The sequence below is a fragment of the Paenimyroides aestuarii genome (genome assembly GCF_024628805.1).
Classification (GTDB): domain Bacteria; phylum Bacteroidota; class Bacteroidia; order Flavobacteriales; family Flavobacteriaceae; genus Flavobacterium; species Flavobacterium aestuarii_A.
Window position 1 is genome coordinate 650,432 of the sequence record NZ_CP102382.1, and the last position, 21,313, is coordinate 671,744.

Genomic DNA, 21,313 nt, shown 5'->3' on the forward strand with positions numbered 1-21,313 from the left:
TTACTTAATATTTCGTTTTTCAAACCACTGGTCTAAAATTTCATTAAAAGCATCGGGTTTTTCCATCATGGCAGCGTGTCCGCATTGATCAATCCAGTACAAATCAGAATCGGGAAGTAATTCATGAAACTCTTCGGCCACATCGGGAGGCGTCACAATATCGTTTCTCCCCCAGATAATACAAGTGGGCGTGTGCATTTTTGGCAAATCTTTCGCCATATTATGCCGAATGGCACTTTTTGCAATGGTAAGGGTTTTTATCAACTTCATACGATCGTTCACAGTGTTAAAAACATCATCAACAATCTCTTTGGTTGCTACTGCCGGATCATAAAAAACATCTTCTGCTTTCTTTTTAATAAACTCGTAATCGCCTCGTCGCGGGTACGAATCACCCATTGCGCTTTCGTACAAGCCCGAGCTTCCTGTAATCACCAATGCTTCTACAAACTCTGGATACATTTTAGTGTAATACAACGCTATATGCCCGCCAAGTGAGTTTCCAAGCAAAATGATCTTTTCGTATTTTTTATGCTTCACAAAATCGTGTACAAACTTTGCAAAAGCTTTTATGTTGGTTTTTAGTATATTTAATGTATAAATAGGCAATTCTGGCAGCACTACTTTATAGCCTTTTTTAGGAAAGTAATCCGATACGCCATCAAAATTACTTAAACCGCCCATTAAACCGTGTAAAATAACAATTGGTGTACCTTCACCAATCTCTATGTATCTAAATTTTCCTTCTTCTTTTATGTTTCGCTCCATATATGCGATTTCAATTTCACAAATATACGATATTAATAAAAAAATACTGTAAAGTTAAAGTAGTTTAATTAACAAATGCTCCTTGATACCATTTTGCTGTTAATGCACCTTCGTTAAATCATTTACATTATTTTATACTAATTAGGTATTTCTTTTGAAAGATACTTATATATTTTGGATGCTTCAATAAAAAATCTTTAAAAAAAACTTTACATCTTATAATCAATAAGTTACCATTTCGTGCATGCTTCAGAAAAACTTATCAACAAAGTGGTAAAAAGTGGTAGAAAGTGGTAAAATTTTACTTACTTTTGTTTTGTATTTAATCATTTATAAAAATTTCATGCAACCAATAGTAGGTACATACGAATGTAAAATCGACACCAAAGGAAGGGTGTTGATACCTGCTGCGTTAAAAAAACAATTGGCTGCAATTGGCGAAGGTTTTGTTCTAAAGCGTTCTGTTTATGAGAAATGCGTAGAACTTTGGCCCATGACCGAATGGAATGTGATGATGGAAAAATTAAACGAATTGAATCGTTTTGACCGCAAAGCAGATATGTTTGTTCGCAAATTTATGGCTGGTGTAAAAATAGTAGATATCGATGACGCCGGCCGCTTGCAAATGAATAAAGATTTGTTAGAATTTGCAAACATTTCCAAAGAAGTGGTTTTTTCATCGAAAATAAACATCATTGAAATTTGGGATAAAGATTTATACGAAAAAATTGTAAACGACGAAGATTTAGACTTTGGCGATTTGGCAGAAGAGGTAATGGGAACAAGAACAAATTATGGAGCATAACGAATACGAATACCACAATCCGGTACTGTTAAAAGAAACAGTAGATGGTTTAAACATTAAACCCGATGGTATCTACGTGGATGTAACTTTTGGCGGCGGTGGTCATTCAAAAGAAATTATGCGCCATTTGGGTCCCAACGGAAAGCTTTTTGCTTTTGACCAAGACACAGATGCTTTGGCAAATACACTAAATGACGACCGTTTTGTGTTAATCAACGAAAATTTTCGTTTTATAAAACGCTTTTTGCGTGTGTATGGCATTAAGCAAGTTGATGGAATTTTGGGCGATTTTGGTGTATCATCTCATCAATTTGATGTAGCAGAACGCGGATTCTCTACCCGATTCGATGCCGATTTAGACATGCGCATGAACCAAAAAAACAGTCTTTCTGCTTTTGAAGTAATCAACAATTACGAAGAAGTTGCATTGAGCAAAATGTTTTTTGATTACGGCGAATTGAGCACTGCTCGTGGGCTGGCAGCTGCAATCGTATCCGCACGAAAAACCGAGCCAATTAAAAATTCGGAACAATTAAAAAAAGTGTTGTCGCGGTTTTTACCGGCTCATAAAAGCAATAAAATCTTGGCACAAATCTATCAAGCAATACGCATTGAAGTAAACCAAGAAATGGACGTTTTAAAAGAATTTTTAGAACAAGCATTAGAATTGCTAAAACCAGGTGGACGGTTAAGCGTGATATCCTATCATTCATTAGAAGATCGCTTGGTAAAACGCTTCATAAAAAACGGAATGTTTGAAGGCGAACCCGAACGCGATTTTTTTGGCAGATATGAAGTGCCCTTAAAAGCGATAGGCAAACTAATTGTTCCATCAGAAGAAGAAATTAAACAAAACAATAGAGCACGAAGTGCCAAATTAAGAATAGCAGAAAAAAATTAAAATGGGTTTAAACAGTATAATAAAAGCAAAATTTTTGGTTGAAGGGCAATCGTTAAAAAATTGGCTTTTTATAATTTATATTGTTTTCTGGACATTGGTACTTATTGCAAACAATCATTTTTACGAACAAAAAATGATGAAAGCGAAAGACCTAACCGAGCAAGTAAAAGAATTGCGTTCGGAATTTGTTGACAAAAGATCCGAATTGATGCAATTGCGAATGGAATCGAACATTTCAAAACAAATGGAAGTGTATCAAATTTTACCTTCATCGGTTCCACCCAAAAAGATAAAGGTTGTGATGGAGAAAGAAAAAAAATGGTATGAAATATGGGACTAGCAAAAAACGAAAATAACAGAATTTTCTTTGTTTTCTTTGGAATGCTTGCCATTGGTATTGCCATTTTTGCAAAAATGAGCATCATTCAGTTCAAAGAAGGCGAACAATGGCGCAGCAAAGCAGATAGCTTAACAATTAAAGACGAAATCATTCCGGCAAATCGCGGAAATATTTATTCGGCAGACGGTAGTTTATTGGCTACCTCTATTCCAAAATACACGATTTATTTTGACCCAATGGCACCTTCGTCTGAAAATTTTGAAAAATACATCGAGCCATTTTCTGATTCTTTGGCAAAAATGATCCCACGAAAATCGGCAAGCGAGTACAAATCTTATTTTAGAAAGGCGCGTTCCAACAAAAAAAGATACATTCATATAGCTACCAAATTAAGCTACACGCAATACATGAAAATGAAATCGTTTCCACTGTTTAATTTGGGAAAATTCAAAGGCGGAATGATTGTGAACCAAGTACATGTACGCGAATATCCAATGGGAATGATTGCTAACAGAACCATTGGCTATGAACGTGTAAATGATGACAAAACCATTACTCGAAAAGGGATTGAAGCTGCTTTTACTGACTATTTAACAGGTAAAGAAGGCAAACGAAAGGTTCAAAAAATGTCGAAAAGTTTGTGGAAACCCATTCACGATGAAAACGAAATCGATCCAAAAGATGGATACGACATCACCACCACAATCGATGTGTATATTCAAGACATTGCCCATCATGCCCTATTAAGTTCTTTGGAATATTACGAAGCCGATCACGGAACAGTGGTGGTTATGGAAACCAATACCGGACAAATAAAAGCTATATCAAATCTGGGGAAAATTGGCGATGGATCGTATCGGGAAACTGTGAATTATGCTGTTTTAGAACGCCATGACCCGGGTTCTACATTTAAATTGGCATCATATTTAGCATTGCTTGATGACGGAAAAGCCGATACAGCAACGATTTATGATACACATAATGGTATTGTAACTTTCTCGGGCAGACAAGTACGCGATTCCAATCGCAGAGGTTACGGAAAAATTTCCTTAGGTAGAGCCTTTGAGGTATCGTCAAACACTGTTGTAACACAAGCGGTTTACAAAGCCTATAAAGACAATCCGAAGGATTTCACCGATAAAATGAAAGATTTTGGTTTCAACGCCACATTGGGAATGGATCTTAAAGGCGAACCAAAATCTTATATTCCTGTGCCGGGCGACCGAAATTGGAGTAAAATTGCCTTACCATGGATGGCTTATGGTTACGGAATTTTGGTTACACCTATGCAAACACTCACTCTTTATAATGCTATTGCAAACAATGGCGAAATGGTAAAGCCACAGTTTGTAAAAGAAATTCGTGATGTGAACCAAGTAATTAGAACTTTTGATAAAGAAGTGATTAATCCGCAAATCGTGAAACCAAAAGTGGTAAAAGAAATGCAGGCGATTATGAAAAATGTGGTTTTAAGAGGAACTGGTAAAGGACTTCGCTCAGACGATTTTTCAATGGCAGGAAAAACAGGTACTGCACAAATGAATTATGGAAACCGTGGTGGTATGTATTATGCCTCGTCGTTCGTTGGATATTTCCCAGCCGAAAACCCAAAATATTCGTGTATCGTAGTCATTCACCGACCAACAAAACACAGTTATTACGGAGGGGATGTTGCCGGACCGGTTTTTAAACGAATTGCACAAAAGATTTTTACCGATGTGCCTTCGTTAAAAGAAATTAAAAATATAGAAACACCATCGCAAAAAGCAGTAAAAAGCTATAAAAACTATTACGCAAACGTGAAACAATCGGGCAATGTTATGCCAAATGTGGTTGGTTTACCAGCGATGGATGCTGTAGCAATTCTTGAAAATTTAGGTTTAAAAGTACAAACCATTGGCTTTGGAAAAGTAACCAAACAATCAGTTGCAAACGGCGAAAAAGTAACAAAAAAACAAACAATTACATTAGAATTAAGTTGAAACAATTAAAAGACATATTATACAAAGTATCGATAGATGCTGTTAGAGGTTCTACAAATGTGGCAATCACTGCTATTGTCTTTGATTCGAGAAAAGTGGTTCCAAACTGTTTGTTTATCGCCCAAAAAGGAACATTAGTAAACGGACACGATTATATCGAAAAAGCTATTGAAAATGGTGCTTCTGCCGTAATTTATGAAGATGACCCTAAAGTTTTTGCAGAAAATATAACCTATATTAAAGTAAGCGATGCTAACAAAGCATTGGCGCAAGTAGCTGCTCATTTTTACGATAATCCATCAGAAAAAATGTCATTGGTTGGTGTAACTGGCACAAACGGCAAAACCACGATTGCCACTTTACTGCATCAATTATTTACAAAAGCAGGATATAAAGTTGGGTTGTTATCAACCGTAAAAATTTTGGTAGGCAACGAGGAATTCCCTGCTACGCATACCACACCCGATTCCATCACTATAAACCGCTACTTAAATCAAATGGTTCAAGCAGGTTGCAGCTATTGTTTTATGGAAGTAAGTTCGCACGGAATTGCACAAGAACGTACACATGCATTGGCTTTTAAAGGCGGAATTTTCACTAATTTATCACACGATCATTTAGATTATCACAAAACATTTGCAGAGTATCGTAATGTAAAAAAATCATTTTTCGATTCACTCGCTAACACATCTTTTGCCATCAGTAATGCCGATGACAAAAATGGTGCTTATATGTTGCAAAACTGCTCTGCAAAAAAAATTACATACAGCATTCAAAACGTTGCCGATGTGCATGGCAAAATCATAGAAAGCCAGTTCAACGGTATGTTACTCAACATCAACCAACAAGAAGTTTGGGTGCAGCTAATTGGTAAGTTCAACGCATCAAACCTTTTAGCAATTTTCGCAGCAGCAACCGAATTGGGCTTAACCAAAGAAGAAGTTTTGTTGCATTTAAGTACCTTAAAAAGTGTGTCGGGCAGGTTTCAATTTATTGTTTCAAAAACAAAAATCACAGCCATTGTAGATTACGCACACACTCCGGATGCGTTGGAAAACGTATTAAAAACCATTGCCGAAATCCGCACGTTCAACGAACAATTAATCACAGTAGTTGGTTGTGGCGGAAATCGCGACAGCGCCAAACGACCGGAAATGGGCAGAATTGCAACAGAAAACAGCGATACAGTCATTTTCACGTCAGACAATCCGCGAAATGAAGATCCTTTTGAGATTTTAAAACAAATAGAAGCCGGCGTGGAACCCCAAAACAGCAATCGTTTTCTCACTATTGAAGACCGCCAACAAGCCATAAAAACAGCTTGCAAAATGGCAAAAGAAGGCGATATCATTTTAATTGCTGGCAAAGGTCACGAAGATTATCAAGAAATAAAAGGGGTGAAACACCACTTTAACGATTTAGAGGAAGTTATCAATTTTTTAAACGAATTCAATAAGTAACATGCTATACTACTTATTAAAATATTTAGACACCATGTTCGATTTTCCGGGATCGGCATTGTACCAATTCATCACCTTTCGCTCGGGTGTTGCGTTCATTATTTCCTTATTGGTATCCACCTTGTTCGGAAAAAGAATTATCAATTATTTACGCAGACAGCAAATAGGCGAAACCGTACGCGAATTAGGTTTAGAAGGTCAGAACGAAAAAGCAGGAACGCCAACAATGGGTGGTGTCATTATCATTATGGCAACGTTAATTCCGGTTTTATTGCTGGCAAAACTAGACAATATTTATGTGCTTGTTTTAATCCTTACAACCGTATGGATGGGTGTTATTGGCTTTTTAGACGATTACATAAAGGTTTTTAAGAAAGATAAAGAAGGTTTAAAAGGAAAATTTAAAGTAGTTGGACAAATTGGTTTAGGAATCATCGTTGGTGCAATTTTCTATTTTCACCCAAATGTCACCGTTCGCGACACGCCAAGCATTTTATTGGAAACCGATGTGGTGAGCAAGTTCGACATTAAATCAACTACTACAACTATTCCTTTTTTTAAAGATAACGAGTTTAATTACGGACAATTGATTTCGTGGATGGGCGATGGTTATGAAAACTACGTGTGGTTGATTTTTATTCCCATTGTAATTTTCATTGTAACGGCAGTTTCAAACGGCGCTAATTTAACCGATGGAATCGATGGTCTTGCAGCAGGAACATCAGCAATTACAGTAGTGGCTTTAGGAATTTTTGCCTTTGTTTCGGGAAATTTCATCTTTGCTAATTACCTCAACATTATGTATATACCCAATTCGGGGGAAATGACGGTTTTCATTGCCGCCTTTGTGGGGGCACTCGTTGGTTTTCTCTGGTACAATGCGTTCCCCGCACAAGTTTTTATGGGCGATACCGGAAGTTTAACCATTGGCGGAATCATCGCTGTTTTGGCAATTGCAGTGCGCAAAGAAATGTTGATTCCCGTTTTGTGCGGTATTTTCTTGGCCGAAAACCTTTCGGTAGTGTTGCAAGTAAGTTATTTTAAATATACCAAAAAAAGATACGGCGAAGGCCGACGCATTTTATTAATGTCGCCCCTTCACCATCATTACCAGAAAAAAGGGTATCACGAAAGTAAAATTGTAACTCGTTTTTGGATTGTAGGAATCTTTTTAGCCATTTTCTGTGTGGTTTCATTAAAATTAAGATAGTATGCGGTTGGTGATTTTAGGTGCAGGAGAAAGCGGTGTTGGAACAGCATTGTTAGGCAAACAAAAGGGATATGAAGTTTTTGTTTCTGATTTTGGATCAATCAGTGAAAAATACCAGCAAATATTGAACAATGAAAAGATTGAATGGGAACAGCAACAGCATACAGAAAGCAAAATTTTAAATGCAGATGTGGTTGTGAAAAGCCCGGGCATTCCGGACAAGGCACCCATCGTAAAAAAATTGCATGAAAAAGGCATTAAGGTCATTTCCGAAATAGAATTTGTATATCCTTTTGCAAAAAACACATCCATAGCAATCACGGGTAGCAATGGCAAAACCACCACCACTCTACTTGCTTATCATTTGTTAAAACAAGAAGGATTGAATGTGGGTTTGGCAGGAAACATCGGCGAAAGTTATGCAAAACAAGTGGCTTTGCATCCCGAGAAAATGTTTGTGTTGGAATTGAGCAGTTTTCAGTTAGACGGAAATATCGATTACAACCCGCACATTGCAGTGATTACAAATATCAGCCCGGATCATTTAGATCGATACGACTATAAATACGAAAATTATATTGCATCAAAATTTCGTATCACAATGAATCAAACCGAAAAAGATTATTTGATTTATGATGCAGACGACGAAGCCATCGATAATTGGTTAAAAAATAATAAAACAAAAGCACAATTGGTTCCTTTTTCGCTTACCAAAAAATTTGAAATAGGTGCCTATTTAGAAGATAACAACATTACAGCAATGATAAACAACGAACAAATAACTGTACCTGCAAACGAAATTGCAATAGAAGGTAAACACAACTTAAAAAATGCTATGGCTGCCACTTTAGTTGCGCAAATGATGCGTGTACGCAAACAAACAATTCGCGAAAGTTTATCTAATTTTCAAAATGCAGAGCATCGTTTAGAAAAAGTTGCAAAAATTAATAAAGTACAATACATCAACGATTCAAAAGCAACCAATGTAAACGCCACATATTTTGCTTTAGAAAGCATGACTGCACCAACCGTTTGGATTGTGGGCGGAGTGGACAAAGGAAATGACTATGACGAGTTAATGACTTTTGTAAACGAAAAAGTGAAAGCTATTATTTGCTTAGGTATCGACAATTCTAAAATTATTGATGCTTTTTCACCGATTGTTGACGTGATTTACGAAGCCGCATCTATGAACGAAGCGGTGCGATTAGCCGCAAATGTTTCTGAAGAAGGCGATACGGTTTTATTATCACCAGCTTGTGCAAGTTTTGATTTATTTACAAGCTACGAAGACCGTGGCACACAATTTAAGAACGAAGTAAAAAAATTATAATTAAAATGAGAAAGTTATTATCCCAATTTCAAGGCGATAAAGCTATATGGGCGTACGTTGTACTACTTGCCCTGTTCTCGTTTATGCCGGTTTTTAGCGCAAGTACCAACTTGGTGCACGTTGTTGGAACAGGTTCTATCGTGGGATTGTTGTTTAAACACTTCGGTCACATATTCGTGGGGATTGTAATCATCTTTTTTGTGCATCGCATTCCTTTTGATCGATTAAAATATATTGCACCCGTAGCATGGATTCCCGTTTCGGGCTTGCTATTAATTACCGCAGCACAAGGAATGATGATTGGCGGAGCAAATGCCAGCCGTTGGTTAAAAATTCCGTTGTTAAACATTTCGTTTCAACCTTCCTCATTAGGCTGGATTGCGCTAATAGCATATGTTGCTTGGTTTTTATGGCGATTTGCCGATGAAAAATACACGTTTGCTTGGTCGCTTCTTTGGTTGGGCGCTCCGGCATTGTGCATCATTGGTCCCATATTGCCCTCGAATTTATCAACCGCTGCTATTATCTTATTCACCATAGCATTGTTGTTGTTTGTAGGAAAATATCCTATGAAATACATGACCAAAATCATTACTGCAGGTGCCATTGCATTGGTTCTTGCAATTGGAATGTTCAAGGCATTTCCAGATATGGCGCCATCGCGCTACAAAACTTGGGAAGCACGTTTTAGTCGTTTTGGTTCGGAAGATAAAGACGAAGACCGTTATCAAATCGAAAATGCAAAAATTGCCATTGCTCAAGGGCAAATGTTTGGTGTTGGTCCTGGTAAAAGTGTTCAGAAAAACTTTTTGCCGCAATCGTCGTCCGATTTTATTTATGCCATTATTGTAGAAGAATTTGGTTTTTTGGGCGGAATTTCTATATTAATTGTTTATATATTATTGCTGTTCCGCTTTTTAGTAGTGAGCAACAAAGCACCCAATTTGTTTGGAAAATACTTAGCCTTTGGATTAGGGTTTTCGATCATTTTCCAAGCGTTTATCAACATGGGCGTTGCGGTTGAAATTTTCCCGACAACAGGTCAGCCTTTGCCATTGGTTAGCTCTGGAGGAACATCAATTTGGATGACGTGTGTATCGTTAGGAATTATTTTAAGTATCTCCAGAAAAGAAGAACAAGTAAAGCAACAATTGGCAGATCAACAACGAAAGCAAGACGAATTTAAACGCATTTTAGAAGAACAACAGGCAGAAGACGAGTTAAAGAATGAAAACGATTCGGACAGCAATCCGATTTATGCAGTTTTAAACAAATAAAGTATGAAACCAAATCCAAGATTCATTATCAGCGGCGGCGGCACAGGCGGACACATTTATCCGGCAATTGCTATTGCAAACGAAATTAAGGCACAGATTCCTGCTGCCGAAATTTTATTTGTGGGCGCACAAGACAAAATGGAAATGCAGAAAGTGCCTGCGGCGGGTTATGCTATCAAAGGATTATGGATTTCAGGCATTCAAAGAAAAATAACGATTGACAACGCCCTGTTTCCAGTTAAGTTTTTATCTAGCTTACTAAAATCGCGCAAAATCATCAAAGAATTTAAACCCGATGCGGTGATTGGAACCGGCGGTTTTGCAAGTGGTGCGGTTGTAAAAGTGGCGCAACAAATGAATATTCCAACAGTTATTCAGGAACAAAATTCGTATCCGGGAATCACCAATAAAATGTTGGCATCAAAAGCAAACGCTATTTGTGTGGCTTATGATGGATTATCGACTTATTTTAAATCGAACAAAATCATTAAAACAGGAAATCCCGTTCGTCAGGATCTATTAACGATTGATACCAAACGCAGCGAAGCACAAGAATTTTACGGATTAAATCCTGATAAAAAAACAGTTGTTATTTTAGGCGGAAGTTTAGGTGCTCGCAGAATAAACCAATTGGTAGAAAAAGAATTAGCATTTTTCAAAGAGCAAAACGTTCAGGTAATCTGGCAGTGTGGTAAATTTTACATCAACGATTACAAAAAACACCACAACAACGAAGATGTTTTTGTGTACGATTTTATAGAGCGAATGGATTTACTGTTCGCAGCAGCCGATGTGATTGTTTCGCGCGCCGGAGCTTCATCTGTTTCAGAATTGGCAATTGTTGGCAAACCGGTTATTTTTATTCCGTCGCCAAACGTTGCTGAGGATCATCAAACAAAAAATGCCAAAAGCATAACCGATAAAAACGCAGCCGTTTTGTTGAAAGAAACCGATTTAGATCAACATTTTCAAGAACAAATGCTCCGCTTGCTAACAAACGATCAGGTTGCCGAAGCATTGTCAAAAAATATTAAAATGTTGGCATTACCAAATGCTACAAAAGATATAGTAAACGAAATTTTTAAGTTGGTTAAGTAAATTATGAAACCAAAAGATATTTTATTGTTTAATAGCATCGATCAAAAAGTCAATATTTCTGTTCATTTTCAGAACGGAACCTTTTGGCTTACACAAAAAACAATGGCAGAATTGTTCGATGTTGAACGTTCGGTAATTACCAAACATTTAAAAAATATCTTTCAAACTGCTGAATTAGAAGAAAATTCAGTATGTGCAAAAATTGCACATACTGCTGAAGATGGTAAAAGTTATAATACAAAATTCTACCGTTTAGAAGCGGTTTTAGCAGTTGGCTACCGAGTAAATTCTGCTCAAGCAACTGAATTTAGAAAATGGGCAACGCAAACATTGAATGAATTTATCATCAAAGGTTTTGTAATGGACGATGAACGAATGAAGCAAGGTAAAGATTTCGGACAAGACTATTTTGATGAGCTTTTAGAGCGAATTCGTGAAATTCGTTCAAGTGAGCGTAGATTTTATCAAAAAATAACCGATTTATATGCATTAAGTAGCGATTATGATAAAAATAGCACTCAAACTAAAAGCTTTTTTGCTATGGTTCAAAATAAATTGCATTGGGCAATTACAGGAAAAACAGCTGCCGAAATTATTTATACCGAAGCCGATGCCACCAAATTGTATATGGGGTTAAAAACGTGGAAAGATGCTCCCGACGGGAAAATTTTGAAGAGTGATGTTTCGGTTGCTAAGAATTATCTATCGCATGAACACATTACTGAATTGAATAGAATTGTTTCTGCATATTTAGATTTGGCAGAAAATAATGCTCAAAGAGGAATTGCTTTTAACATGCAACAATGGACAAAATTTTTGGACAGCTTTTTAGAACTTTCCAATTATCCGATTCTAAAAGACAAAGGAAAGGTAACAATGCTGGAAGCTAAATTAAAAGCAGAAAGCGAATATGATAAATTTCGAGTAGTACAAGATAAATCTTATCAAAGTGATTTTGATAAATTGATTAAGGAAATAAAAAAGAATAATTAGCATTACCAAATGCTACAAAAGATATAGTAAACGAAATTTTTAAGTTGGTTAAGTAATGAATTTAAAAGACATACATAATGTATTCTTTATAGGAATCGGCGGTATTGGCATGAGTGCCATTGCCCGATACTTTAAGCGTATTGGTAAAAATGTTGCCGGTTACGACAAAACCCCTACGCAGTTAACACACGAGTTAGAAGCCGAAGGTATTGCTATTCATTACACCGATGATTTAGAAAACATTACAGCAGATTATCAAAATACCGAAGATACATTGGTGGTTTACACACCGGCTGTTCCAAAACATCATTCCGAATTGAATTATTTTCAAAATAATGGTTTTGCTGTAAAAAAACGTGCCGAAGTGTTGGGTATTATCACGCAGAACAGTTTTTCGTTGGCAGTTGCGGGTACGCATGGAAAAACAACCACATCGAGTATTTTGGCGCACATTTTGGTTGCTGCAAATGCCCCTGTTACTGGCTTTTTAGGCGGAGTTGTAGAAGGATACGATACGAATTTAATTGGTAACGGAACCGAAGCTACAGTTGTGGAAGCCGATGAGTTTGATCGTTCTTTTTTGCACCTGCATCCAAATATTGGTTGTGTAATTTCAGACGATGCCGATCATTTGGATATTTACGGAACCAATGATGCCATTAAATCATCGTTTGTAGAATTTGCATCAAAAATCAGCGATAAAGACAAACTGTTTATCGCACAAGGAATTGAAAACATCAACGGTACAGAAGTTTCGGTAAACGGAACAGCTGTTATCAATGCCTATAATTTACGATTCGAAAACGGAAAACGTGTTTTTGATTTAGATTTTAAGGGCGAAAAAATTACCGATATAAAATTGTTAATGCCCGGCGAACACAATGTTTTGAACGCTTCATTGGCATTTGCAATGGCGAAAACTTATGGTTTAAGCAACGAAGAAATTAAATCGGGCTTAGACAGTTTTAAAGGAATCCGTCGTCGTTTTTCTTTTAAAATCAATACCGAAAAATTAGTGATGATTGACGATTATGCGCATCATCCAACAGAAATAAAAGCTGTAAGCCAAGCCGTTCACGAAATGTATCCAAATAAGAAGATTACAGCCGTGTTTCAGCCCCATTTATTCTCTAGAACAAGAGATTTTATGGATGGTTTTGCAGAAAGTTTATCAACATTCAACAATATAGTTTTGCTTGAAATCTACCCAGCACGCGAGTTGCCGATTGAAAACATCAATTCTGAAGTGTTGATAAATAAGATAAATTCGCCTAATAAAATTTTGTTGCCTAAAGAAGATTTAGTACCTTTTTTAACCGAAAATACACCAGAAGTTCTTTTAATTATCGGTGCTGGCGACATAGGCGAAATGGTAGAAGAAATTAAAAAAGAATTAGAAAAAAATAATTGAAAAAATGATTAAAAAAATCAATTGGTTCGATGTATTTTTGGCGTTTGTAATTGCCGCCTTGTTTGCTTTGGTAGCCTTTGCTAACAACAGAAACAACGCACGCTACATTGAACAGATTGATGTGAAACTGTTAAGTTCTAACAATCACTTTATTACGCAAGAAATGGTGAAAAACGCAATAGTTCAAACCTTTCCTCGCGATTCAAAAATAATAAACAGTGAATTGAACTTAAACAGCATAGAAAACAAGCTGAACAAACACCCAATGATTGCAAAATCGGAAGTTTTTGTTGATGTAGATGGCAAATTACATGCACAAGTAACCCAAAAAACAGCCATGGCAAGGGTTATAAACGGCACTCAATCATACTATATTGATGAAAATGGAGATAAAATGCCCTTGTCGCAGCAATTCAGCGCACATGTACCGGTGGTATATGGAACGCTGAACCCAAAAAACAAAGCTGCCTTTGCCAAAATGCTGAATCAAATAAATGAGGATGCATTTCTAAAAACAGCCATCACAGGCATTAAAATAAATAACGACCAATCGCTTATTTTTACGGTACGCGATTACAATTATTTGATAGAATTTGGGCATTTAAAAGAAATTGAAAAAAAGTTTGACAATTACAAAGCTTTTGTACATTACTCAAAAAACGACACCCTTATTGGGCATTACAAAAACGTTAATTTACGATTTACAGAGCAAGTAGTTTGCACGAAATAAAAGGATATGAATAAAGAAAACATTGCAGTAGGATTAGATATTGGAACAACAAAAATTGTTGCAATGGTAGGTAAAAGAAACGAGTACGGAAAACTCGAAATTCTTGGTATTGGTAACGCAAAAAGTTTAGGTGTAAAACGTGGTGTGGTTAACAATATAACGCAAACCATACAATCAATTCAACATGCGGTGGCACAAGCATCAGCAGAATCGGGGTGCAAAATAAACGATGTGGTTTTAGGAATTGCTGGGCAACACATTCGCAGTATTCACCACCAAGAATACATCACGCGTGACAAACCCGATACAGTGATTTCAGAATTAGACATCGACAAACTTATTGCACAAGTTCAAAAATTAAACATGCTACCCGGTGAAGAAATCATTCATGTACTTCCACAAGAATTCAAAGTAGATGAAGAAGGCGGCATAAAAGAACCCATTGGTATGTATGGCCGCCGATTAGAAGCAAGTTTCCATGTGGTGGTTGGTCAATCTGCATCGATCCGAAATGCGGGCAGATGCGTGAAAGACTCTGGATTAGAACTCTCGGGTTTAACGTTAGAACCTTTGGCTTCATCAGACGCCGTTTTAAGCCAAGAAGAAAAAGAAGCAGGTGTGGCATTGATTGATATTGGTGGCGGAACAACCGATTTAGCCATTTTTAAAGATGGAATCATTCGCCATACAGCGGTAATTCCTTTTGGTGGAAATGTCATCACTGAAGATATTAAAGAAGGTTGTTCGATCATTGAAAAACAAGCCGAACAATTAAAAATACGTTTTGGATCAGCTTGGCCCGGAGAAAACAAAGAAAACGAAATTGTTTCAATACCCGGATTAAGAGGTCAGGAAGCAAAAGAAATTTCATTAAAAAACCTGTCTAAAATCATTCACGCCCGTGTGGTAGAAATCATTGACATGGTTTTCTCTGAAATAAAAGCCTATGGATACGACAATCCACGCAAAAAATTAATTGCAGGAATTGTATTAACAGGTGGCGGATCAGAACTAAAACATATTAAACAATTAGTAGAATACATCACTGGAATAGACACGCGAATTGGCTATCCAAACGAACATATTTCAGGCGAATCGGCTAAATTGGTTTCGCGCCCATTATTTGCAACAGCAGTTGGATTGATGATGGAAAGCGACATTAACAATTCCCGAAGCCGTTTGTATGTGCAAGAGCATCCAGGTGTGAAAATTCAGCCAAAAGCCGAACCTTTCAACAACGCAAACGAAGCAAAAAACACTGGCATACAAATGAATACCATAACCGATAAACCACAGCATTCAGAACAAGAAACAAATTCTGAAGAACAAAATGATGTGGAACAAGGAACATCGGCCTATATTGAAAATCGTTTCCTTGGAAAATTTATAAAGAAGTTTAAAGATTTTATTGATAAAGCAGAATAAAAAGAAAGCACCAAAGTATATGGATCAAGTTTTTGAAAATTTAGCATTCTCTCCAGATTTGCCAAAAAACAAATCGAATGTAATCAAAGTAATTGGAGTTGGTGGTGGTGGTAGCAACGCCATAAACCACATGTATAATCAAGGTATTAACGGAGTTGACTTTGTAGTGTGCAATACCGATGCGCAAGCATTGAACAACAGTCCCGTGCCAATTAAAATTCAGTTAGGTTTAACCTTAACAGAAGGTTTAGGTGCAGGTGCAAATCCTGAAGTGGGTCAGCAGTCAGCCTTGGAAAGTATCGAAGAGATTGAGCAAATTTTAGATACCAATACCAAGATGGTATTTATCACAGCCGGAATGGGCGGTGGTACCGGAACAGGAGCAGCACCCGTTATTGCACAATTGGCAAAAGACCGCGACATTTTAACTGTTGGTATTGTAACAATCCCTTTTCAATTTGAAGGAAAAGTACGCCAAGAACAAGCCCTACGAGGAGTGGAGAACCTACGCAAGAACGTAGATTCGTTGATCGTAATTAACAATAACAAATTACGCGAAGTTTACGGAAACCTTGGCTTTAAGGCTGGTTTCTCTAAAGCAGATGAAGTTTTAGCAACTGCTTCGCGCGGAATTGCAGAAGTAATTACACACCATTACACACAAAATATCGACTTAAAAGATGCAAAAACCGTATTGTCTAATTCGGGTACAGCAATCATGGGGTCGGCAGAAGCAAGTGGAGAAAACCGTGCAAAGGAAGCAATTGTTAGTGCTTTAGATTCTCCGTTATTAAACGATAATAAAATTACTGGAGCTAAAAATGTATTGTTGTTGATTGTCTCTGGTGAAAATGAAATCACGATTGATGAAATTGGAGAAATCAATGACCACATTCAAATGGAAGCTGGTCACAACGCAAATATTATTATGGGTGTTGGTGAAGATCCAAATTTAGGTGATGCCATTTCGGTAACAATCATTGCTACGGGGTTTAATGTAGAACAACAAAAATTGATTGTTAACGCAAACGACGAAAACAAGAATAAAATCATTCACCATTTGGGCGAAGAACAAAAAGCTACGGCAGATTTGTTGGGAAACCAAGCGCCTGTGTTTAGCAACACGCCATCGCCAGAGCAACCGTTGCAAAGCAATCCCACATTTTCATCGGCTCCTAAAATCGTTTACAATTTAGACGATGACATGGGAAACCAACAAAATGATATTGAAAAAAAAACAATAGTTCAAACTCAAACCTCTAATTCAGTTGAAAATCACGCTGCGGTTGCCTCACCGAGCAATCAAATTACTGCACAGCAACCACAGCCAGTTCAACCAGAAGCAGAGGCAGCTCAAAATGTTGTAAAAACAGTAGATATTCGTAATATTGTTGTAAACGAACCAACGTTTGTAATTGTGAAACCAAAACAAGTTGCTACTGAAACGCAAGCAATTACAAATGAGCAATTTAGTTTCGATTTACAGCAACAGCAAGATGCATTTGAATCGAACCAACAAGAATTTTCGTTTGAAATACAAAAACCTGTTGAATCTGCCCCTCAAAATAAGAGCGATGAAAACGAAATCATTCGTTATGATTTAAGTGATTATATGGAAGTGGAAGACCAACTTTTAGGTTCAAAACAAACCGAAGAACCAGTGAGAGAAGAGGATGCATTCTCATTTACTGTTCGCACGGAAGAGCCATCTGTAACACCAACGAGAGTGATTGTTGATGAAAATGCATCGCCAATGGAAACCTCTATTAACGATATTTTGCGCGAGCGTGCAGAAGAACGTAAACGCAAAATGAAAGAGTTTAACCATAAATTTAATACAGCGAGCAACCAAATAAACGATTTGGAAAAAGAGCCGGCATACAAAAGAATGGGAGTAGATTTAACTCAAAACCCTGCAAACAATGTTTCTAGAACTTCGGTTTCATCAGACAGAAACAATGATGTGCAATTGCGCTCAAACAACTCGTTTTTGCACGATAATGTTGACTAATTAAATTAGGATTATATTTACCTCAACCTCAAAAAGAGTCGTTCTTTTTGAGGTTTTTTTTCATTATATTTGCAGCTATTAAATACAATCAAGATGAGCTTACAAACAAATATAACTGCCGCTTTAAAAGAAGCAATGAAAGCAAAAGACCAAGTAGCTTTAGAATCATTGCGCGCTATAAAATCAGAACTTTTATTAGCCCAAACATCCGGATCCGATACAGCATTTACAGAAGCCGACGAAATAAAACTACTTCAAAAATTAGTGAAACAACGCAAAGATGCTGCGGCAATTTTTATCGAACAAAACCGCACCGATTTAGCTGAACCCGAATTGGCACAAGCTGCTATTATAGAGCAATTTTTACCTGCACAGCTATCAGAAAGCGAAGTAGAAGCAGTGGTAAAAAGTATTATAGCAGAAGGCAACTTTAGTGGAATGGCAGCAATGGGACAAGTAATGGGCTTGGCAAATGCTAAATTAGCAGGATCAGCCGATGGAAAAACCATATCAACGATCGTTAAAAAGCTATTAACAGCTTAGTTTTGATCACAAGTCTTCGTAGTTCAAAGGATAGAATGTCAGATTCCGGTTCTGATGATGTGGGTTCGAATCCCGCCGAGGACACTTTTTTTCAAAGAAATTCACAAAAAACAAAAAACTTAATCTAGATTAAGTTTTTAAATGCCAACACTGCCTATCTTTGTGGCTCATAAGTGTTTTTTTTGGTTAATAAGAGAGGGCAAACTAGATTATCTATCTATTGCCCTCTTTTTCTTTTTTAATACTTGTTGATTTTTCATAAATAGGAATACAAACTAAATGGTTTGTGCTTTATATACTTTCCACCCTGAAACTCATTCCTATAATCAATTAAAAACAGCTTACTCCGCATCCAACGCTTGCAACGCAAAGCTTCCTAACCAATGGCTTCCCATATAATCATCGTTTGATATATTTGGAAAAGCAGCATTAAAATGCTTTTCGGCTATTGGTCTTAAATGATTTAGTTCCGGTAACACTTTTGCGATTTGAAACAAACAGGTTGCTCTGCTAAAGTTCAAACCGTCTAAATGCACCAAATGCCCGTCGGTTCTATCAGAAACTTTTCCGACTTCTAAATCAAAGTTCTTATCAAATAATTGTGGTAAGAATTTCTGTAACCACGTTTTATAATCAGTTTGTGGTAATACTTTGCTCATTAACCAAGCTTCTTGCAAACAAGGCGATAAAAAATCGTGACCGCTTGGTTCATACGCAATTGGGCAGTTTGTGTCGTTCGAGTATAATTCTTTCGCTTTTGCGGTAATCGCGTCTTTTAATTTGGTGTTACCAACCGTTTGTGCATATTCTAAGCTCAACGCCATTCCAAACGCGGTGTTGTCGTGTGTTCCAGTTCTGATTGGGTAATTCAATTTTGGCAGGTAGTCCAAATATCTTTCAACAAAAACATTTTCTAACGGTTGCAGTGTTTGATACCATTGTTGTGCTTTCGGGTTGTCTTTCCATGTATATAATTCTTCCTGCAATTTAAAAAACCATGCCCAACCATAGGTTCTTTCGAAATTTTTATTGTGCGGTTGATCAAAGAATGCTTTTTCTATCGCTACATTTTCATTGGTAAATACCTTTGTTAGCAAGTGGTCGATTGTTTTGTCTTGATCTAATTCCGGGAATTGCTTGACCAATTTCACTACCGACCAATATCCGTGTGCCGATGAATGCCAATCGAAACAACCATAAAAAATGGGACGCAACTGTTTGGGAGATTTCAATTCTTCTGATGAATTTAAAACCTGTCCCAATTTATTTGGATATTCCACTTCTAAACAATGCAACGGAAGCGCAATGATTTTTTGTGCTTCGGCTAGTTCTAATTTTAATTTAGAATTTTTGTTTATTTCTTCTTTATAAGATGACTTTTTACAAGAAAATAAAAGAAAAATAACGATGTAAGTTAAATATTGTATTTTCATATTTAGTTTAATTTAGATAGATACCACATGGCGCTTTTTATCATTGTTTCACTATTAAAGTATGCTTTTAATGATTTGTTTGATTTTTTTCCAAACTGCATTTCATTGTTGTATATAAGATAAAAAATCAAATATTTGTGAAACTCATCAGGCTTGGGAATACCACCTAGATTACTCTCAAAACTTAGTTCATTAGATTTTGTTCGTAAATGAAATGTAAAAGGTGCACCGTCAATTACTGCACTTAATATCTCCGTGAAATTCATTTTAATAGAATCCTTCTCATTAAAATCAATACTTAATATATTTGAGTTAATAATTTGTTGGTATTTGTTTTGAGATATTCCAAAACTATTTTTAGAAATGTATAAATCCTTGATAACATTAATTTCTTCTTCTGTTAAAGGTAATTCAAATGTTTTTTGAATCGTGGATTCAAGTTTTAAATGCAACTCGTCTATTTTCGTTCATTTTTAGAGCAAAAACTTCGTTAGGCGTTTTGAAACCAAATCTTTTTCGTGGTCTGTTGTTTAAAATATTAATAACTCTATTAATTTGATCTTGGGTTATCGATTCAAAGTTAGAACTTTTAGGAAAATATTGTCTTACTAAACCATTTAAATTTTCATTAGCACCTCTTTCCCAACTATGATAGGGCTTTGCAAAAAAGTAATCAATTGCGAGCTTTTCTGAGAGTTGCTCGTGGTTGGCAAATTCCTTTCCATTGTCTGATGTAATGGTGTGTAATAAAGGTTTCCAGTCTTTTAAAAGTTCTATGGTTTGGTTTCTACGGCTTTTGCTTCTTTGCTGTCAATTTTTCCCATAAAAAGTAATCCTGTGGCTCGGTCGTTAATCGTTAATAGTGCACCTTTATGATCTTTACCAAAACTAAATCTATTTGTCTCCAAATCGTTCTTTTTTCTCCACAATTTGCGGTCGTTTGCTGATATCTACCCTATTGGCTATCAAGCCTCTATTGTCTTTTGAACTACCTCTTTTGCGGTATTTTTTACCTTTGGTTCTCAAATGTTTGTATAGGTTGCCACCGGCTCGCTTATCTTTCCAGATATACTGATAAATACGTTCGTGAGAAACCATTTTTTTTCCTTCTAAAACGGCTCTTCCCACCATTTGCTCTGGACTGAAATCTTGTGCTAAATACTGTTTTACATTGCTTATAACCTCTGGAGTGAATGTAAGTTTTTTAGGCTTGATTTGATGCCTTTTTTGGGCTTTTCGATGTGCTAAACTGGCTTTATAGATGCCGTTTCTGCCATCAGAATTTCTCTTGATTTCTCTGGAAACAACCGATTTGTCTTTCCCGATATAGTCGGCAATTTCAATAATTCGTTTACCTAAGCTGTGGTAAGTTTCAATTTTGTATCTTTGTTCAAGCGTTAAATGTCCCATCTTTATTTTGTAGTGTCGGAACCACAAAGTAAGGTATTTTTTCGCCAACAGGGGGAACATTTTAGCCCCGCGGGGCTAAAATGTTCCCCCTGTTTTTTTTATGATGTTGCATTTATTAGTTGAATCTAAGAATAATTAGTTTATCTATTTTTTCTACTTTATTTTTGGGGATTTTATTGATTT

Annotated in this window: 18 protein-coding genes, 1 tRNA gene and 1 pseudogene; 16 read left to right on the forward strand and 4 right to left on the reverse strand. The window is 36.6% G+C overall.

All coding sequences use genetic code 11. From position 1 onward, the window contains the following. Nucleotides 1-768 (reverse strand): alpha/beta fold hydrolase, encoded by a 768-nt coding sequence (locus NPX36_RS03160; protein ID WP_257499977.1) that lies wholly within the window; start codon nucleotides 766-768, stop codon nucleotides 1-3. Nucleotides 769-1,111: 343 nt separating this feature from the next. On the opposite strand from NPX36_RS03160, the gene mraZ reads away from it, so the two are divergent. The 16 genes from mraZ (at nucleotide 1,112) to NPX36_RS03240 (ending at nucleotide 18,371) form a co-directional block, all read left to right on the forward strand. Then, nucleotides 1,112-1,573 carry a division/cell wall cluster transcriptional repressor MraZ gene (gene mraZ, locus NPX36_RS03165; RefSeq protein ID WP_257499978.1) on the forward strand — a complete coding sequence of 154 codons (462 nt, stop codon included), beginning with the start codon at nucleotides 1,112-1,114 and terminating at the stop codon, nucleotides 1,571-1,573. Beyond that, nucleotides 1,563-2,474 (forward strand): 16S rRNA (cytosine(1402)-N(4))-methyltransferase RsmH, encoded by a 912-nt coding sequence (gene rsmH / locus NPX36_RS03170; RefSeq protein WP_257499979.1) that lies wholly within the window; start codon nucleotides 1,563-1,565, stop codon nucleotides 2,472-2,474. The genes mraZ and rsmH overlap by 11 nt, the downstream gene beginning before the upstream one ends. A 1-nt stretch (nucleotide 2,475) precedes the next feature. After that, nucleotides 2,476-2,814: an FtsL-like putative cell division protein gene (locus tag NPX36_RS03175; RefSeq protein WP_317618268.1), complete on the forward strand. Its 339-nt coding sequence runs from the start codon at nucleotides 2,476-2,478 to the stop codon at nucleotides 2,812-2,814. Continuing rightward, complete coding sequence (locus NPX36_RS03180) at nucleotides 2,805-4,796, forward strand: penicillin-binding protein (protein ID WP_257499980.1); 1,992 nt, start codon at nucleotides 2,805-2,807, stop codon at nucleotides 4,794-4,796. Before NPX36_RS03175 ends, NPX36_RS03180 begins: the two co-directional genes overlap by 10 nt. Continuing rightward, nucleotides 4,793-6,256: a UDP-N-acetylmuramoyl-L-alanyl-D-glutamate--2,6-diaminopimelate ligase gene (locus NPX36_RS03185; protein ID WP_257499981.1), complete on the forward strand. Its 1,464-nt coding sequence runs from the start codon at nucleotides 4,793-4,795 to the stop codon at nucleotides 6,254-6,256. Before NPX36_RS03180 ends, NPX36_RS03185 begins: the two co-directional genes overlap by 4 nt. Before the next feature lies 1 nt (nucleotide 6,257). After that, nucleotides 6,258-7,466, forward strand: a complete 1,209-nt coding sequence (mraY, locus tag NPX36_RS03190; protein ID WP_257499982.1) for a phospho-N-acetylmuramoyl-pentapeptide-transferase — start codon at nucleotides 6,258-6,260, stop codon at nucleotides 7,464-7,466. A 1-nt stretch (nucleotide 7,467) separates the two neighbouring features. Continuing rightward, nucleotides 7,468-8,799, forward strand: coding sequence for a UDP-N-acetylmuramoyl-L-alanine--D-glutamate ligase (gene murD / locus NPX36_RS03195; RefSeq protein WP_257499983.1), 1,332 nt, complete (start codon nucleotides 7,468-7,470; stop codon nucleotides 8,797-8,799). Between the two features lie 5 nt (nucleotides 8,800-8,804). Next, entirely contained in the window at nucleotides 8,805-10,076 is a 1,272-nt protein-coding gene (locus tag NPX36_RS03200; protein ID WP_257499984.1) for an FtsW/RodA/SpoVE family cell cycle protein, read from the forward strand. A 3-nt stretch (nucleotides 10,077-10,079) separates the two neighbouring features. Further along, nucleotides 10,080-11,174: an undecaprenyldiphospho-muramoylpentapeptide beta-N-acetylglucosaminyltransferase gene (gene murG, locus NPX36_RS03205; RefSeq protein WP_257499985.1), complete on the forward strand. Its 1,095-nt coding sequence runs from the start codon at nucleotides 10,080-10,082 to the stop codon at nucleotides 11,172-11,174. A 3-nt stretch (nucleotides 11,175-11,177) separates the two neighbouring features. Further along, the gene (locus tag NPX36_RS03210; protein WP_257499986.1) at nucleotides 11,178-12,167 is read left to right on the forward strand and encodes a virulence RhuM family protein; all 990 of its coding nucleotides are present in this window, start codon (nucleotides 11,178-11,180) and stop codon (nucleotides 12,165-12,167) included. 55 nt (nucleotides 12,168-12,222) lie between these two features. Continuing rightward, complete coding sequence (gene murC, locus NPX36_RS03215; protein WP_257499987.1) at nucleotides 12,223-13,578, forward strand: UDP-N-acetylmuramate--L-alanine ligase; 1,356 nt, start codon at nucleotides 12,223-12,225, stop codon at nucleotides 13,576-13,578. A 4-nt stretch (nucleotides 13,579-13,582) separates the two neighbouring features. Further along, nucleotides 13,583-14,308 (forward strand): cell division protein FtsQ/DivIB, encoded by a 726-nt coding sequence (locus NPX36_RS03220; protein ID WP_257499988.1) that lies wholly within the window; start codon nucleotides 13,583-13,585, stop codon nucleotides 14,306-14,308. Nucleotides 14,309-14,314: 6 nt separating this feature from the next. Next, on the forward strand, nucleotides 14,315-15,733 hold the full coding sequence (ftsA, locus tag NPX36_RS03225) for a cell division protein FtsA (protein ID WP_257499989.1): 1,419 nt from the start codon (nucleotides 14,315-14,317) through the stop codon (nucleotides 15,731-15,733). A 19-nt stretch (nucleotides 15,734-15,752) separates the two neighbouring features. Further along, nucleotides 15,753-17,744 (forward strand): cell division protein FtsZ, encoded by a 1,992-nt coding sequence (gene ftsZ / locus NPX36_RS03230; RefSeq protein ID WP_257499990.1) that lies wholly within the window; start codon nucleotides 15,753-15,755, stop codon nucleotides 17,742-17,744. 93 nt (nucleotides 17,745-17,837) lie between these two features. Next, a complete protein-coding gene (locus tag NPX36_RS03235; RefSeq protein WP_257499991.1) occupies nucleotides 17,838-18,287 on the forward strand; it encodes a GatB/YqeY domain-containing protein in 450 nt (149 codons plus the stop codon). Nucleotides 18,288-18,299: 12 nt separating this feature from the next. Continuing rightward, a tRNA-Arg gene (locus NPX36_RS03240) sits at nucleotides 18,300-18,371 on the forward strand. Between the two features lie 257 nt (nucleotides 18,372-18,628). On the opposite strand, the gene NPX36_RS03245 is transcribed toward NPX36_RS03240, so the two are convergent. The 3 genes and pseudogenes from NPX36_RS03245 to NPX36_RS14355 form a co-directional block, all read right to left on the reverse strand. Beyond that, a complete protein-coding gene (locus tag NPX36_RS03245) occupies nucleotides 18,629-19,720 on the reverse strand; it encodes a DUF2891 domain-containing protein (RefSeq protein WP_257499992.1) in 1,092 nt (363 codons plus the stop codon). A 2-nt stretch (nucleotides 19,721-19,722) separates the two neighbouring features. Further along, complete coding sequence (locus tag NPX36_RS03250; RefSeq protein WP_257499993.1) at nucleotides 19,723-20,172, reverse strand: hypothetical protein; 450 nt, start codon at nucleotides 20,170-20,172, stop codon at nucleotides 19,723-19,725. Further along, nucleotides 20,156-21,130: pseudogene (locus tag NPX36_RS14355) on the reverse strand (IS30 family transposase). Before NPX36_RS14355 ends, NPX36_RS03250 begins: the two are co-directional and overlap by 17 nt. Between the last annotated feature and the right edge of the window lie 183 nt (nucleotides 21,131-21,313).

Excerpts from the sequence above, each read along its gene's own strand:
- NPX36_RS03160 (WP_257499977.1), bottom strand. The coding sequence starts at position 768 with ATGGAGCGAAACATAAAAGAAGAAGGAAAATTTAGATACATAGAGATT.
- mraZ (WP_257499978.1), top strand. The coding sequence starts at position 1,112 with ATGCAACCAATAGTAGGTACATACGAATGTAAAATCGACACCAAAGGA.
- rsmH (WP_257499979.1), top strand. The coding sequence starts at position 1,563 with ATGGAGCATAACGAATACGAATACCACAATCCGGTACTGTTAAAAGAA.
- NPX36_RS03175 (WP_317618268.1), top strand. The coding sequence starts at position 2,476 with ATGGGTTTAAACAGTATAATAAAAGCAAAATTTTTGGTTGAAGGGCAA.
- NPX36_RS03180 (WP_257499980.1), top strand. The coding sequence starts at position 2,805 with ATGGGACTAGCAAAAAACGAAAATAACAGAATTTTCTTTGTTTTCTTT.
- mraY (WP_257499982.1), top strand. The coding sequence starts at position 6,258 with ATGCTATACTACTTATTAAAATATTTAGACACCATGTTCGATTTTCCG.
- murD (WP_257499983.1), top strand. The coding sequence starts at position 7,468 with ATGCGGTTGGTGATTTTAGGTGCAGGAGAAAGCGGTGTTGGAACAGCA.
- NPX36_RS03200 (WP_257499984.1), top strand. The coding sequence starts at position 8,805 with ATGAGAAAGTTATTATCCCAATTTCAAGGCGATAAAGCTATATGGGCG.
- murG (WP_257499985.1), top strand. The coding sequence starts at position 10,080 with ATGAAACCAAATCCAAGATTCATTATCAGCGGCGGCGGCACAGGCGGA.
- NPX36_RS03210 (WP_257499986.1), top strand. The coding sequence starts at position 11,178 with ATGAAACCAAAAGATATTTTATTGTTTAATAGCATCGATCAAAAAGTC.
- murC (WP_257499987.1), top strand. The coding sequence starts at position 12,223 with ATGAATTTAAAAGACATACATAATGTATTCTTTATAGGAATCGGCGGT.
- NPX36_RS03220 (WP_257499988.1), top strand. The coding sequence starts at position 13,583 with ATGATTAAAAAAATCAATTGGTTCGATGTATTTTTGGCGTTTGTAATT.
- ftsA (WP_257499989.1), top strand. The coding sequence starts at position 14,315 with ATGAATAAAGAAAACATTGCAGTAGGATTAGATATTGGAACAACAAAA.
- ftsZ (WP_257499990.1), top strand. The coding sequence starts at position 15,753 with ATGGATCAAGTTTTTGAAAATTTAGCATTCTCTCCAGATTTGCCAAAA.
- NPX36_RS03235 (WP_257499991.1), top strand. The coding sequence starts at position 17,838 with ATGAGCTTACAAACAAATATAACTGCCGCTTTAAAAGAAGCAATGAAA.
- NPX36_RS03245 (WP_257499992.1), bottom strand. The coding sequence starts at position 19,720 with ATGAAAATACAATATTTAACTTACATCGTTATTTTTCTTTTATTTTCT.